17 protein-coding genes are annotated in these 12,848 nt (G+C 62.4%); 6 read left to right on the forward strand and 11 right to left on the reverse strand.

Going from position 1 to position 12,848, the window contains the following annotated elements:
• Positions 1-47: 47 nt before the first annotated feature.
• Positions 48-458 carry a hypothetical protein gene (locus tag ACYG9V_RS18325; RefSeq protein WP_023669104.1) on the forward strand — a complete coding sequence of 137 codons (411 nt, stop codon included), beginning with the start codon at positions 48-50 and terminating at the stop codon, positions 456-458.
• A 63-nt stretch (positions 459-521) separates the two neighbouring features.
• Here ACYG9V_RS18325 and ACYG9V_RS18330 read toward each other — a convergent pair whose 3' ends face one another.
• Together ACYG9V_RS18330 and grxD are read right to left on the reverse strand one after the other, a co-directional pair.
• Positions 522-1,790, reverse strand: coding sequence for a multidrug effflux MFS transporter (locus tag ACYG9V_RS18330; protein ID WP_023684881.1), 1,269 nt, complete (start codon positions 1,788-1,790; stop codon positions 522-524).
• Positions 1,791-1,908: 118 nt separating this feature from the next.
• The gene (gene grxD / locus ACYG9V_RS18335) at positions 1,909-2,244 is read right to left on the reverse strand and encodes a Grx4 family monothiol glutaredoxin (RefSeq protein ID WP_023669102.1); all 336 of its coding nucleotides are present in this window, start codon (positions 2,242-2,244) and stop codon (positions 1,909-1,911) included.
• A gap of 160 nt (positions 2,245-2,404) precedes the next feature.
• Here grxD and ACYG9V_RS18340 point away from each other — a divergent pair, with 160 nt between their 5' ends.
• Positions 2,405-3,214, forward strand: a complete 810-nt coding sequence (locus tag ACYG9V_RS18340; RefSeq protein ID WP_352765006.1) for a phosphodiester glycosidase family protein — start codon at positions 2,405-2,407, stop codon at positions 3,212-3,214.
• Between the two features lie 12 nt (positions 3,215-3,226).
• Here ACYG9V_RS18340 and ACYG9V_RS18345 read toward each other — a convergent pair whose 3' ends face one another.
• The 3 genes from ACYG9V_RS18345 to purL all read right to left on the reverse strand — a co-directional run bounded on the left by ACYG9V_RS18345 (position 3,227) and on the right by purL (position 6,312).
• Complete coding sequence (locus tag ACYG9V_RS18345) at positions 3,227-3,460, reverse strand: BolA/IbaG family iron-sulfur metabolism protein (protein WP_010909092.1); 234 nt, start codon at positions 3,458-3,460, stop codon at positions 3,227-3,229.
• A 99-nt stretch (positions 3,461-3,559) separates the two neighbouring features.
• The gene (locus ACYG9V_RS18350; RefSeq protein ID WP_023734531.1) at positions 3,560-4,084 is read right to left on the reverse strand and encodes a hypothetical protein; all 525 of its coding nucleotides are present in this window, start codon (positions 4,082-4,084) and stop codon (positions 3,560-3,562) included.
• Positions 4,081-6,312 (reverse strand): phosphoribosylformylglycinamidine synthase subunit PurL, encoded by a 2,232-nt coding sequence (purL, locus tag ACYG9V_RS18355; RefSeq protein ID WP_352765007.1) that lies wholly within the window; start codon positions 6,310-6,312, stop codon positions 4,081-4,083. The genes ACYG9V_RS18350 and purL overlap by 4 nt, the downstream gene beginning before the upstream one ends.
• Positions 6,313-6,500: 188 nt before the next feature.
• Here purL and ACYG9V_RS18360 point away from each other — a divergent pair, with 188 nt between their 5' ends.
• A complete protein-coding gene (locus tag ACYG9V_RS18360; protein ID WP_023669098.1) occupies positions 6,501-6,665 on the forward strand; it encodes a hypothetical protein in 165 nt (54 codons plus the stop codon).
• Between the two features lie 30 nt (positions 6,666-6,695).
• Here ACYG9V_RS18360 and ACYG9V_RS18365 read toward each other — a convergent pair whose 3' ends face one another.
• Positions 6,696-8,108, reverse strand: coding sequence for an aminotransferase-like domain-containing protein (locus tag ACYG9V_RS18365; protein WP_352765009.1), 1,413 nt, complete (start codon positions 8,106-8,108; stop codon positions 6,696-6,698).
• Positions 8,109-8,201: 93 nt separating this feature from the next.
• Between ACYG9V_RS18365 and ACYG9V_RS18370 the strand changes: the two genes are divergently transcribed.
• Positions 8,202-8,441 (forward strand): DUF1127 domain-containing protein, encoded by a 240-nt coding sequence (locus ACYG9V_RS18370; RefSeq protein WP_460221993.1) that lies wholly within the window; start codon positions 8,202-8,204, stop codon positions 8,439-8,441.
• A gap of 12 nt (positions 8,442-8,453) precedes the next feature.
• Here the strand turns inward: ACYG9V_RS18370 and ACYG9V_RS18375 are convergent, their stop codons facing one another.
• The 5 genes from ACYG9V_RS18375 to purC all read right to left on the reverse strand — a co-directional run bounded on the left by ACYG9V_RS18375 (position 8,454) and on the right by purC (position 11,351).
• Positions 8,454-9,098, reverse strand: coding sequence for a Pr6Pr family membrane protein (locus ACYG9V_RS18375; RefSeq protein ID WP_352765012.1), 645 nt, complete (start codon positions 9,096-9,098; stop codon positions 8,454-8,456).
• 5 nt (positions 9,099-9,103) lie between these two features.
• Positions 9,104-9,514, reverse strand: a complete 411-nt coding sequence (locus tag ACYG9V_RS18380; RefSeq protein WP_352765013.1) for a hypothetical protein — start codon at positions 9,512-9,514, stop codon at positions 9,104-9,106.
• 41 nt (positions 9,515-9,555) lie between these two features.
• Positions 9,556-10,224, reverse strand: coding sequence for a phosphoribosylformylglycinamidine synthase subunit PurQ (gene purQ, locus ACYG9V_RS18385; RefSeq protein WP_023711489.1), 669 nt, complete (start codon positions 10,222-10,224; stop codon positions 9,556-9,558).
• Position 10,225: 1 nt separating this feature from the next.
• On the reverse strand, positions 10,226-10,468 hold the full coding sequence (gene purS / locus ACYG9V_RS18390) for a phosphoribosylformylglycinamidine synthase subunit PurS (RefSeq protein WP_023669092.1): 243 nt from the start codon (positions 10,466-10,468) through the stop codon (positions 10,226-10,228).
• 88 nt (positions 10,469-10,556) lie between these two features.
• The gene (purC, locus tag ACYG9V_RS18395; RefSeq protein WP_013532127.1) at positions 10,557-11,351 is read right to left on the reverse strand and encodes a phosphoribosylaminoimidazolesuccinocarboxamide synthase; all 795 of its coding nucleotides are present in this window, start codon (positions 11,349-11,351) and stop codon (positions 10,557-10,559) included.
• 275 nt (positions 11,352-11,626) lie between these two features.
• Between purC and ACYG9V_RS18400 the strand changes: the two genes are divergently transcribed.
• Positions 11,627-11,947 carry a DUF1476 domain-containing protein gene (locus ACYG9V_RS18400; protein WP_023669091.1) on the forward strand — a complete coding sequence of 107 codons (321 nt, stop codon included), beginning with the start codon at positions 11,627-11,629 and terminating at the stop codon, positions 11,945-11,947.
• A 127-nt stretch (positions 11,948-12,074) separates the two neighbouring features.
• Positions 12,075-12,848 (forward strand): HpcH/HpaI aldolase family protein, encoded by a 774-nt coding sequence (locus ACYG9V_RS18405; protein ID WP_023669090.1) that lies wholly within the window; start codon positions 12,075-12,077, stop codon positions 12,846-12,848.

Consider the following 12,848-nt stretch of genomic DNA (forward strand, 5'->3'; position numbering starts at 1 on the left):
TGGCTCTGTTATAGTGTCCAATCTCTCGCGAAGTCGGAAGCTGCGAAATGAAACATCGGTCCGCAATTGTTGCAACGGCGCTTGCACTTGCCTTGGCCGCCGCTGGCGCCACTGAGGCAAGATCGCAGGAACGCGCGTGCGGCAGTCGCGATCCCGTCGATACCATAGACGAGATGTTTTCCGCGATCTTTGCCTGTTGGCAGCCGCCGCCTGGAAGTGCTGGCATGACCCTGACGCTGAGTTTCTCAATTCGCAAAAACGGCACGCTGATGGGCAAACCGCGCGCCACTTTCTCCCATATGGGAGATGATGCCTCGCTCAACCGGGTCTTTGTGTCATCCGTGCTCGAAGCTCTCGACAAGGCTCTGCCGATGCCTCTTTCGGACAGCATGGGTGGCGCCATCGCAGGGCGCCCGCTGTTCCCTCGTTTCACGGCAGTGATTGGCGGCGCATCCTGAAACGCGTCGCTTGAAGGTGGCTGCGGTCTGAGACAAATAAAACTCGTAGCGCAGAACAGTTGCTCAATGCAGGTCGGTGACGTGCCCTGAAATGGGTGGGTTGTGCGGCTGGAACATCTTGCCGCGCTCGGCGATCAGGATCATCAGGAGGGCCGCGACCGAGACGCTGCAGAAGCCGGCGGCAAGCGGCGTCACCGTGCCGTTGAAGGCCTGGCCGATCAGCGTGCCGAGGATGCCGCCGAGAAAAGTCTGCATGAAGCCCAGGATGGACGACGCGGTGCCCGCCAGTTGGCCGAGCGGCTCCATCGCGAGCGCGTTGAAATTGGCGCCGAGCGCGCCGAACGGGAGCATCGCGCTGGCGAAGAAGGTGATGAACAGCCAGAGTGGCATCTTCATTTGAAGCGAAACGGTGAGCCAGGCAAGGCTGATCACCAGGAACAACAGCAGTGCGCTCTGCGACAGGCGGCGCATGCCGATGCGGCCGACCAGGCGCGAGTTGAGGTAGTTCGAAAAAGCGAGAACGCCGGCGACACCCGCGAAGATGACAGGAAACAATTCGCCGACATGAAAAATGTCGACATAGATCTGCTGTGCGGAGGCGATGAAGCCGAACATGGCGGCGAAAATGAAGGTGCTGGCAAAGGCGTAGCAAAGCGCCATGCGGTTGGTGAGCACGATGCGGAAACCACCGACGACGGATGAGACTGTCAGCGGCCGGCGGTACTCCGGATGCAGCGTCTCCGGCAGCCGCAGCAGCGACCACGCCGACACGATCAGCGCTCCGACGGCCATGGTGACGAAGATCCAGTGCCATGTTGCGAACAGCATGATGAACTGGCCGATCCCAGGCGCGATCACCGGGATGGCCATGAACACCATGAAGATCAGAGACATCACCTCGGCCATGCGCCGACCGTCGAACGTGTCGCGCACGATCGAGACGGCGATGACGCGGGTCGCCGCCGCACCGATGCCTTGCACCAGCCGGCACAGCAGCAGGACGGCGAATGACGGGGCGATGGCGGCAGCTGCCGCCGCCACGACATAAATCGCCAGCCCGGCAACGAGCGGCGCGCGGCGCCCGAACCGGTCCGAGATCGGTCCGAAGAAAAGCTGTCCGCCACCGAAGCCCAATATATAGGCGGTGATCACATACTGGCGGTGGTTTTCATTCTCAACGCCAAGCGTGGCGCCGATTTGCTGCAGTGCCGGCAGCATGATGTCGATGGCCAGCGAGTTCAACGCCATCAGTGCCGCGCACAGCGCGATGAATTCCCAGCGCGGAATAGGCAATTTGCGTGCCTGTTGCGGCGCTTTTGCTGGCTGGTCCACGGCGGGTCCGATCTTCAAAACGAATATGCGCCGGCATGCCGGCGCATAACTTCGTCCTCACTCCGATAGGGGGAGGTAACATTTTGCCGGGGCGGGGCTGCCCCGTCTCAACTCAGAATCAGGCTGTCGCTTTGACGCTGACGCCCTTGTCGACGAGCAACGTCTGCAGCTCGCCCGCCTGGAACATTTCGCGGATGATGTCGCAGCCGCCGACGAATTCGCCCTTGACGTAAAGCTGCGGGATCGTCGGCCAGTTCGAATATTCCTTGATGCCCTGGCGCAGTTCGGCCGAGGTCAGCACGTCGACGCCCTTGTAGTCGGCTCCGATGTAATCGAGGATCTGGACGACCTGGCCGGAAAAGCCGCACTGCGGAAAACCGGGCGTGCCCTTCATGAAAAGGACGACGTCGTTGCCCTTCACTTCGCTGTCGATGTAGTCGTTGATGCCGCTCATGAGATATCCTTTCACGCCTGTGGGAGTCAGGCTCGAAGCATAGCCATCAAATAAACCCATAGATGGGCCGAAACAAGATGTTTGCGCCGCCGTCGCGGAAATGGCGCAAAGGATCGCCTGTCTTGGGCCAAGCATCCGACCCGATTGCAGCCTTCGGAACATGATGAAAAGACGATATGGCGCCGCCCTTCCGATCGCCATCCTGCTGGCGGCGATTGCCGTTGTCTGGTGGCCGAGACGCCCGGAGCCGCCGCCGCTGGTCATTGGCGGTGACCTGCCCGCGCCTTGCCGGAATGTCGCCTTCGAGGCGGTGACCTATGTCGTCTGCGAGATCGATATTCGCGCCGACAGCATCGGTGTTTTCCACGCCAGCGCCGATGGCAAGCCTTTTGGTTCGCTCGAAGCCTTCGACAAGGCGGTTGCGGGCGAGGGGAGGCCGGTGCTGCTCGCCATGAATGGCGGCATGTATCACGAGGATTTGTCGCCGGTCGGCCTGCTGGTCGAGGACGGCAGCGAAAAGTCACGGCTCAATCTTGCCGATAGCGAAGGCAATTTCTTCCTGAAGCCGAACGGCGTCTTTCTGGTCGGCAAGGACGGCAAGGCGGCTGTCATGGAAAGCAACGCCTATGCCGCCGCCAAACCCGATGTCGCCTTCGCCACGCAGTCGGGCCCGATGCTGGTGATCGATGGCCAGATTCATCCACGCTTCGAGCCGAACGGAACCTCGCGCTACATCAGGAACGGCGTCGGCGTGCGCGATGAAAACACCGTTTTGCTGGCGATCTCGCGGTCTGAGGTCAGTTTCGGCAGCTTTGCGCGGCTGTTTCGCGACGCGCTACAATGCCGCAACGCGCTGTTCCTCGACGGCGCGGTCTCCGCGCTGTCGGATGGCGACAGGATGATTGTCGGCGGAAGATATCCGGCAGGGCCGATCATTGCCGTGTTGGCAAGCCAGCCGCCGACGCGCTAGGCCAGCCTGGCGTCAGTCCGGCACACTGGTCTGCAACGCCAGCGCGTGCAGCACGCCGCCCATATTGCCCTTCAGCGCATCATAGACCATCTGGTGCTGCTGGACGCGGCTCTTTCCGCGGAAGCTTTCGGCCACCACTTCGGCTGCATAGTGATCGCCGTCACCGGCGAGGTCGCGGATCGTCACCTTGGCGTCCGGAATGCCGTCCTTGATCAGTTTTTCGATGTCGTGGGCATCCATTGCCATGGCAAAATCCTGTTCTGGGCGGCTAGGCACGAGTGACTCGGACGGCAGCCTAAAGCCTTTCTGGTCCGGGTTGAAGCCGTTCTGTCGGCGACGCAGTGTCTAAGTGCCATCCTGCCGCGGGTGAACCACACCATCTTCGGTAATGTCGTCGCGGGTCGAGAACCCCCGGCCAAGGCTGAACACCAGGACATAGAGCGGGATGTTGAGCGCCAGGTTGATGATCGGGAGATAGCTGGTCATCTGCCACAGGGGCGAAAAGAATGGTTGGCCATTGCCGTCGCAGATCAGCGATGAGCCGTATTCCCACAGCGCGCCCGTAATGACCGCAACGGCAAAGAGGTTGATGCAGGTGGCGACATGCCTTGCGCGCGCCGGGTTCGGCAAAAGGCGGCTCCACAGCACCAGGCAGACGATGGGGATCGCGTAGATCAGGCTTTGCAAGGCCAGCATCGGCAGTGTGCCATTGGCCGCCTCAAGGAACTGTTCACGCCTTTCCAGCAGCGGACAGACCTCGCTCGAGGTCGTCGACAGCAGGAAAAAGACGAACGGCCCGAGGAACCAGAAGAAGAACAGCGACGGCCAGAAGACGACTGCGATCAGCGTCCGGGCTGCCAGGCTGGTCAAATGGACTTGTCCATGAAGTTCGGGAACCAGCCTTCGTGGGCGGCAGTCAATTCGCTGACCGGGATCGCCCTGGCATCGCCGAGCTTCAGTTCGTTTCCACCGGTCGAGCCGATCCATGGCGCAAAGATGCCGAGCTTGCTCTGTTCCTCGCGGATGGCGTCCCATTCCTTGCTCTGCGGATCGACGGACAGCGTCAGCAGGTAGCGGCCCTGGTCTTCGCCGAACCAGACCGGGATCGGGTCGGTGCCGGCGAGCCCCGGAATTGTGGCGCCGATGCCGGACGCCATCGCCATCTCGGCCAGGGCTATCGCCAAGCCGCCATCGGAAAGGTCATGCGCCGCGGTCACGACGCCCGACGCGATCAGCGCGCGCACGTGGTCGCCGACGCGCTTTTCATGGGCGAGGTCGACGGGTGGCGGCGGCCCGTCGGTCCGACCGTGAATGTCTCTGAAATAGGCGGACTGGCCGAGATGGCTGCCCCAGCTTGCGGGTGCGCCCACCAGCAGGATCATCTGGCCCTCGGCGGCGAAGCCGATACGGGTCATCTTCGACCAGTCGGCGATCAGCCCGACGCCGCCGATGGTCGGCGTCGGCAGGATGCCCTGGCCATTGGTTTCATTGTAGAGCGAGACATTGCCCGACACGATCGGGAAGCCGAGCGCCCGGCAGGCATCGCCAATGCCTTTCACCGCGCCGACCAGTTGGCCCATGATCTCAGGCCGTTCCGGATTGCCGAAATTGAGGTTGTCCGTCGCCGCCAGCGGCAGCGCGCCGGTGGCGGTGAGGTTGCGCCAGCATTCGGCCACCGCCTGCTTGCCGCCTTCATACGGGTCGGCCTCGCAATAGCGCGGCGTCACGTCGGAGGAGAAGGCGAGCGCCTTGGTCGGATGGCCTTGGACGCGCACCACGCCGGCGTCGCCGCCCGGAAGCTGCAGCGAATTGCCCTGGATCAGCGTGTCGTACTGCTCCCACACCCAGCGCCGCGACGACAGGTCCGGCCCGCCGAGCAGTTTCAACAGCGCATCGGCGACATCGGCCTTCGGCGCATCGCCGGCTGCGAGCGCCGCAGGCTTCTTCGGCTCGACCCAGGGGCGGTCATATTCCGGCGCCTTGTCGCCAAGGTCCTTGATCGGCAGGTTGGCGACCTCGTCACCCTGGTGAATGACGCGGAAGCGCAGATCGTCGGTGGTCTTGCCGACAATGGCGAAGTCGAGGCCCCATTTGTGGAAGATCGCCTCGGCTTCCTTTTCCTTCTCGGGGCGCAGCACCATCAGCATGCGCTCCTGGCTCTCCGACAGCATCATCTCATAGGCGCTCATGCGCTCTTCGCGCACCGGCACCTGGTCGAGGTGAAGCTCGATGCCGAGGTCGCCCTTGGCGCCCATCTCGACCGCCGAACAGGTGAGGCCGGCCGCACCCATGTCCTGGATGGCGATGACGGCGCCGGACGCCATCAGCTCAAGGCAGGCTTCGAGCAGGCATTTTTCGGTGAAGGGATCGCCGACCTGCACGGTCGGGCGCTTCTCGTCGATCTTGTCGTCGAACTCGGCCGAGGCCATGGTGGCGCCGCCGACGCCGTCGCGGCCGGTCTTGGCGCCGAGATAGACGACCGGCAGGCCGACGCCCTTGGCTTCCGACAGGAAGATCGCATCTGTCTTGGCGAGGCCGGCGGCAAAGGCGTTGACCAGGATGTTGCCGTTGTAGCGGGCGTCGAAATTGACCTCGCCGCCGACGGTCGGCACGCCAAAGGCGTTGCCGTATCCTCCGACGCCGGAAACCACGCCGCTGACCAGGTGCCTGGTCTTGGGATGGTCCGGTGCGCCGAAGCGCAAAGCGTTCATCGCCGCAATCGGCCGCGCGCCCATGGTGAAGACATCGCGCAATATGCCGCCGACGCCGGTCGCCGCACCCTGGTAGGGCTCGATGTAGGAGGGATGGTTGTGGCTCTCCATCTTGAAGACGACGCAGTCGCCATCGCCGATATCGACCACGCCGGCATTCTCGCCCGGACCCTGGATGACCTGCGGCCCGGTGGTCGGCAGCGTGCGCAGCCATTTCTTCGAGGATTTGTAGGAGCAGTGCTCATTCCACATCGCCGAGAAGATGCCGAGTTCGGTAAAGCTCGGTTCGCGCCCGACCAGGTCGAGGATGCGCTGGTATTCGTCGGGCTTCAGCCCATGCGCGGCGATGAGTTCCGGGGTGATCGGCACGGAATTGGAAATGGTCATGGGCGGCGATTGATGTCCATGGGAGAGGGGAATTTGAGTCCCCTCATATCGCAAGCTTTGGCGTGATACACCCCATTGGATGACGAAAAACGCCGGAAAACCACAGGGCGACGATGGTAGCGGGGAGCCGCTGGGGAACGCTATGGCATCCCGGCCGTTAGGCCTCAAACCAATCAGGAGATTTCAACATGGCCACCAAGCAAGGCAAGAAAGACAATCGCCTCTCCGACAAGGAGGCCATGCATATTGCCGAGACCACCGACGTTTCGCCCAAGCAGGCCAAGGACCTGGCCGAGAAGCACGGCAAGGACAAGGGCGCAAAGGAAGCCAAAAACTTCAAGGCAGAGGGCTGAACCTGAAGATCGGGATACAGGAGGACCGAGTCAGGACGAACTGTCGTAGCCGGCGCGGCCTTCCTCCAGCAGCCGCCGGATCACCGCGACGCCGCCGGTGATGTCCTCGCGCCGCCTTGGCTGCGAGACGCCGAAACGCACGCCGTGAAAAACCTGCTCGGAACGCCCCGCCTTGAACTCGTCCTCGTCGTCGAGGAGCACGCCATTTTCGAGGCATGCGCTCCTGAACGTGCCGGACAGCCAGGGATCGGGCAGCGTCAGCCAGACGAAGGGCACGCTGCCGTGTGACTTGAAGGCGAAACCCGCCAGTGTCTCGCGCACGATGGCGATGCGGGCGGCAATTTCGGCAATGCTGCGTTTGCGGATATCGCCAGCCTGCCCAGACAGCACCAGCCGCGCATTCACCTCCGCCAGCACGAACGGCATCCCGCCGGTCATCATCTTGTGGGCGACGCGCATGCGATGGCGATAGGCGGGCGGGCAGGAGAGCCAGCCGCCGCGAACACCTGCCACGACCGATTTCGACAGACCGCCGGCGACAATGGTGCGCTCGGGCGCATATTCGGCGATGAGCGGCGTCGGATCTTCGGTCAGGCCGCCATAGAGATCGTCCTCGATGACGATGACATTGTACGCGCGCGCGACGCGGGCGATCGCCTCGCGGCGCGAAACCGACAGGATCGCCAGCGTCGGGTTCTGCACCGTCGGCATCAGGAAGATCATCTTCGGGTGCTTTTGCGCGCAGACGCGTTCGAAATCCTCGGGATCGAGGCCTTCTTCGTCCGATGCCACCAGTGCTATGCGCCGCCCGATCAGCCCGGCGCTGCGGGCGATCTGCGAATAGGTGAGGTGCTCGAAGGCGACATAGTCGCCCGGTGTGGTCAGTGCCGCAATCGCCGCCATCACCGCGGCATGTGTGCCAAGCGTGGGAACGATGGTGTCGGCCGCCGGACGGAACGAATTGCGCGACAGCCAGCGGGCGCCGGCCTCGAACCAGCACTCCGGAAAATCCCTGGTGTAGCTCGAAATCTCGTGCGGGTGATCCTGCACCGTGCGCGAGAGCATGTCAGCGACAATGGCGCCCTGGCCGATGTCGGGCGCGGCAGTGCTGTCGAAACGCAGCTTGCCGGGCGGTGCATCGACATAGCGCGTGCCTTGCACGGCCGGCTCGGCGAATTCGGGTGACGCCGCTTCCGATTGCTGCGCCAGCACATAGGTCCCGCGTCCGACTTCGCCGCTCACCAGCCCGCGTTCGCGCAGCAGCTGATAGGCCCGGCCGATCGTGCCGACCGTCGTGCCGATGTCATAGGCGAGATCGCGCTGCGGCGGCAATTTTGCCCCGGCATCGATAACGCCCTTGTCGATGTCCGACTCGATGCTGTCGGCAAGGCGCTGGTAAAGCGGGCCGGAACCGATGGTGAGGTCAGGGAGCCAATTTGTCATGGTGACAATTCTGTATATTGCACCAGATCGGGTGTCAATGCATATCAGAACCGTACCAAGATGGGTACAATTTGCAAGGTTGGCAGAAAAACAATGGATACAATCGAGACAATCCGCTGCGCGGGCATTGAATTGGTCGGGCCGTCCAGCCGGCGAGGCTTTGTCGGCCGGATCGTGCATGTGGTCAGATCGCTGGCGCGATGGATCGAAGCGTTGATCGAGCGCCGTCGCGGCCGCCTGGCCTTGCTCGAAATGACCGACGAGCAGCTCAGGGACATCGGTGTGTCGCGTGACGACGCTCACCGCGAAGGCATCAGGCAAATCTGGGACTAACTTGTAGTCTGGTCAGCGACGGGTGCGCGGAGCCCTGAGGCGTGAGACGCCCCTATCGGCAAGCACGGCGAGGATGCACAGCACCAGGAAAACACCGGTGACGGCCAGCGCCGCAAGGGCGACGTTGGCCGCGCCGTTTTTCGCAACGTCGAGGAACGGGTAGGGCACTTCGCCTGCGATCGGTGCGCGCGCCAGCGCATAGGCGAGATAGGCGATCGGATAGGCCATCCACCACGAAATGTCGCTCCAGCGTGTCCTGCCGTCAGCGCCTGCAACAAGCCACCACAGCACGAACAGCACCGGCGTCACATAGTGCAGCAGCACGTCACAGAGCAGAAACAGCCCTTGCGGCTGCCAGAGCTGCGCCAGAACCGTGGCATAGACGATGAAGACCAGGGCGATGGAAGCCGCCACGCCCGCCCGCATCCGCGGCCCGGCAAAGGCCGGCAGCCAGGCGTAGCCCGAAGGCGACAGCAGCGAGACATGGACCAGCACTGCACCGATGTTGGTCAGGATGGTGAAGAAGCTGAACAGAAAGACGATGGAGCCGAGAAAACTGCGGCCGGCTTCCATCGATGCCGGGATGGTGATGCACGCTTGCAGGACAAGCCCGGCCAGACCGATGATCAATCCCGCAATCTGCAGGAAGCGGCCCACTGGCGTCAGGCGGCCGCGTTACACGACGGATTGCCCGTTTGCCAGCGTGCAACGTCGGATCCGATGCGCGCGCCGAGCGGATCGTCCATCAGCGGACCGAACACGTCGACGCGGCTGGAATTGCCTTGCGCCTGGACGACCAGCAGCGGCTTGCCGCCATAATGCTTGGCCGGCACCAGCAGGAAGCGGGGCGTGCCGCTGAACGAATTCAGCTCATTGGCCATCTGATACGATTTGAAGGCGGGATCCTTGCTGGCGATCCAGCATTTGTGGGCTGATATCGCCACCTGTTCCATGGCGAGCAGCGAAGCGCTCTTGCCCGTGGGCACCGGCGCGCTCTTCGGGCTCGACTGGCAGGATGCCAGCGCAAAACCGGCGGCAGCCAGGAGACCCAGGCGAACAATCGTCAGTCTCATGGTCAACCGCCCCCGCGTTTTGAAAGGAATTCGAAGAGATATCAGGCGGCGATGCCGAGCGCGCCTTCGAACAGGGCGCGGCCGTCGCTTCCGCCATGCGCTGCCTCGATCAGGTTTTCGGGATGCGGCATCAGGCCGAGCACATTGCCCTTCTCGCTGACGATACCGGCAATGTCGTTCATCGAGCCATTGGGATTGCTGCCCTCGGCATAGCGAAACACCACCTGTCCTTCGCCTTCGAGACGGGCAAGCGTGTCGGCGTCGGCGAAATAATTGCCGTCGTGATGCGCCACCGGCGTGCGGATGATCTGACCCGGCTGGTAGCGGCGGGTGAACATGGTGTTGGCGTTGGCGATTTCGAGCTTCACCTCTCGGCAGACGAATTTCAGCGAGGCATTGCGCATCAGCGCGCCGGGCAAAAGGCCAGCCTCGACCAGGATCTGGAAGCCGTTGCAGACGCCAATGACCATGACGCCCTTGGCCGCCTTTTCCGCCACCGCCCGCATGACCGGCATGCGCGCGGCAATGGCGCCGCAACGCAGATAGTCGCCGAACGAGAAGCCGCCGGGAATGGCGATCAGGTCCACATCAGGGATTTCGGTGTCGGTCTGCCAGACGGTCGCCGGCGCCTGCCCGGAGATCTTGGTCAGCGCCGCAATCATGTCGCGGTCGCGGTTGAGGCCGGGGAGAAGAACGACAGCTGATTTCATATCAAGCGATCTCCACCGCGTAATTCTCGATCACCGTGTTCGCCAGCAGCTTGTCGCACATGGCTTTCAGATCGGCTTCGGCCTTGGCCTTATCGGTCTCTGAAAGTTCGAGGTCGAAGACCTTGCCTTGCCGCACCTGGCCGACGCCGCCGAACCCCAGTCCGGACAGAGCGTGCTCTATGGCTTTTCCCTGCGGGTCGAGCACGCCGTTCTTGAGGGTGACGGTGATGCGGGCCTTGATCATGCTGGACAGGTTCCTGTTCGAAGACTTAGCAATTCCAGGAAAAGTCTGAAGCGGTTTTTCGTCCGGAATTGCGTCAAGAAATGAAGACTTAGTGCGGCTTGCCTTTGAGGCCATCGGTCGACGCGACGAGCACCGGGCCGGTCGGGCGCGGCGGCTCGTTCTCGTTCATGATGCCAAGGCGGCGGGCAACTTCCTGATAGGCTTCGACGAGGCCGCCCATATCGCGGCGGAAACGGTCCTTGTCGAGCTTGTCCTGCGTTGCCACGTCCCACAGCCGGCACGAATCCGGCGAGATCTCGTCGGCAACGACGATGCGCATCATGTCGCCCTCGAACAGGCGGCCGCATTCGATCTTGAAATCCACGAGTTGGATGCCGACACCCATGAACAGGCCGGAGAGGAAGTCGTTGACGCGGATGGCCAGCGCCATGACGTCGTCGATCTCCTGCGGGCTTGCCCAGCCGAAAGCGGTGATGTGCTCTTCCGACACCATCGGATCGTCGAGCGCATCGGCCTTATAATAGAATTCGATGATCGAGCGCGGCAGAACGGTGCCTTCCTCGATGCCGAGGCGCTTGGACAGCGAGCCGGCGGCGACATTGCGCACCACCACTTCGAGCGGAATGATCTCGACTTCCTTGATCAACTGCTCGCGCATGTTGAGCCGGCGGATGAAGTGGGTCGGAATGCCCATGCGGTTCAGATGGTTGAAAATATATTCGGAGATGCGGTTGTTGAGCACCCCCTTGCCGTCGATGACCTCGTGCTTCTTCTTGTTGAATGCGGTCGCATCATCCTTGAAGAACTGGATAAGTGTGCCCGGTTCCGGTCCCTCATAGAGGATCTTGGCCTTGCCTTCATAAATGCGGCGGCGATTTTTCATCTGATTTTTCTCTGGATTTGCGGGCAGGCGGCAAGCGACCAGTTCCTGTCCGTCTGCCTAAATTGGTGCGGCGACGGGTGGGGTTCAATGCCGGGTCTATCCCAATCACAGCGTTTGCTCAATCGGCAAATCCTTTCCATCGACCGCTTTCAGGAATGAAATGCCGCAGCGCAGCAAGCGATGTAGCATATTGACCGGCCCGCGCCCTTTTGGTTTGTGCTGCGGCAGCACACATATCCATCACCAACGCGAATCGATTTCATCGGAGGGAAGCCATGAGCAGCATGAAAGACCGCGAAGAGGGTTTTGAGCGCAAATTCGCCTTCGACGAAGAACTTCGCTTCAAGGCTTCGGCACGCCGCAACAAGGCGCTTGGCCTGTGGGCAGCCGAAAAGCTGGGCAAGTCCGGCACTGACGCCGACGCCTATGCCAAGGAAGTTGTGGTTTCCGACATCGAGGAAGCTGGCGATCACGACGTATTCCGCAAGATCCGCAAAGATTTCGACGCCGCCGGCGTCGACCAGTCGGATCACCAGATCCGCCGCACCATGGACGAACTGATGGCGCAGGCGATCGAGCAGATCAAGAACACCTAGAGCGAGTAGCGCTGGACCAATCGACCGCCCGGTCCAGCCGGGCGGTTTTTCTTTGCCTTTTCAGCCTTTTCCGGCTGAAACTGTGCGTAGGCCTGTTACAAGGCTCTACCCAACGAGGAAAGCACCCATGTCCCTGAAGTCACGCCTGGCGGCGGATGAAACGCTGTTCACCGCCTGGTCCGGCGTTCCGGACGCTTTGACGGTCGAAATCATCGCCAAGCAGGGTTTTGACGCCGTCACCCTCGATATGCAGCATGGCGGACACCACGAAGACTCGGTCTTGCGCGGCCTGGTGCCGGTGCTGGCCGCCAACAAGCCGGCGCTGGTGCGCATTCCGGTCGGCCGCTTCGACATGGCCAGCCGCGCCCTCGATTTCGGTGCCGAGGCGGTGATTGCACCGATGGTGAATTCGGTGGCCGATGCAAAACTCTTTGCCGCGGCGATGAAATATCCGCCGATGGGCGAGCGCTCCTGGGGCCCGACCTATGCTTTTCCGCGCCATGGCAAAGGCGACCACGCCGAATGGCTGCGCGACACCAATCAACGCACCATGGCCTTTGCCATGGTCGAAACGCGCGCCGCACTCGATGCGCTGGACGGCATCCTCGACACGCCGGGCATTGACGGCATCTTCCTCGGCCCATCGGATTTCTCCATCGCCTGGTCGAATGGCGCCACCGTCAATTCGACGCTGGAAAGCATGATGGAAACCGTCGCCTCCATCGCCGAGCGGACGCGCAAGGCGGGCAAGCATGCGGCGATCTACGTCGTTGAGCCGGCGATTGCCGGCCGCGTCGTGGCGATGGGCTACCGGCTGCTGGCGATGGGCTCGGACCATGCGCTGATTTCGCTCGGCGCAAAGATACTCATCAAAAGCATGAACGATTCGATAAAGGGCTGA

The organism is Mesorhizobium sp. W016, from assembly GCF_054719485.1.

What these genes read in the sequence shown, in the direction of transcription:
- ACYG9V_RS18365 (WP_352765009.1), bottom strand. Translation starts at nt 8,108, where the DNA reads ATGACAAATTGGCTCCCTGACCTCACCATCGGTTCCGGCCCGCTTTAC.
- ACYG9V_RS18325 (WP_023669104.1), top strand. Translation starts at nt 48, where the DNA reads ATGAAACATCGGTCCGCAATTGTTGCAACGGCGCTTGCACTTGCCTTG.
- ACYG9V_RS18400 (WP_023669091.1), top strand. Translation starts at nt 11,627, where the DNA reads ATGAGCAGCATGAAAGACCGCGAAGAGGGTTTTGAGCGCAAATTCGCC.
- purL (WP_352765007.1), bottom strand. Translation starts at nt 6,312, where the DNA reads ATGACCATTTCCAATTCCGTGCCGATCACCCCGGAACTCATCGCCGCG.
- purS (WP_023669092.1), bottom strand. Translation starts at nt 10,468, where the DNA reads ATGATCAAGGCCCGCATCACCGTCACCCTCAAGAACGGCGTGCTCGAC.
- ACYG9V_RS18340 (WP_352765006.1), top strand. Translation starts at nt 2,405, where the DNA reads ATGATGAAAAGACGATATGGCGCCGCCCTTCCGATCGCCATCCTGCTG.
- purQ (WP_023711489.1), bottom strand. Translation starts at nt 10,224, where the DNA reads ATGAAATCAGCTGTCGTTCTTCTCCCCGGCCTCAACCGCGACCGCGAC.
- ACYG9V_RS18380 (WP_352765013.1), bottom strand. Translation starts at nt 9,514, where the DNA reads ATGAGACTGACGATTGTTCGCCTGGGTCTCCTGGCTGCCGCCGGTTTT.
- ACYG9V_RS18345 (WP_010909092.1), bottom strand. Translation starts at nt 3,460, where the DNA reads ATGGCAATGGATGCCCACGACATCGAAAAACTGATCAAGGACGGCATT.
- purC (WP_013532127.1), bottom strand. Translation starts at nt 11,351, where the DNA reads ATGAAAAATCGCCGCCGCATTTATGAAGGCAAGGCCAAGATCCTCTAT.
- ACYG9V_RS18360 (WP_023669098.1), top strand. Translation starts at nt 6,501, where the DNA reads ATGGCCACCAAGCAAGGCAAGAAAGACAATCGCCTCTCCGACAAGGAG.
- ACYG9V_RS18370 (WP_460221993.1), top strand. Translation starts at nt 8,202, where the DNA reads ATGGATACAATCGAGACAATCCGCTGCGCGGGCATTGAATTGGTCGGG.
- ACYG9V_RS18405 (WP_023669090.1), top strand. Translation starts at nt 12,075, where the DNA reads ATGTCCCTGAAGTCACGCCTGGCGGCGGATGAAACGCTGTTCACCGCC.
- grxD (WP_023669102.1), bottom strand. Translation starts at nt 2,244, where the DNA reads ATGAGCGGCATCAACGACTACATCGACAGCGAAGTGAAGGGCAACGAC.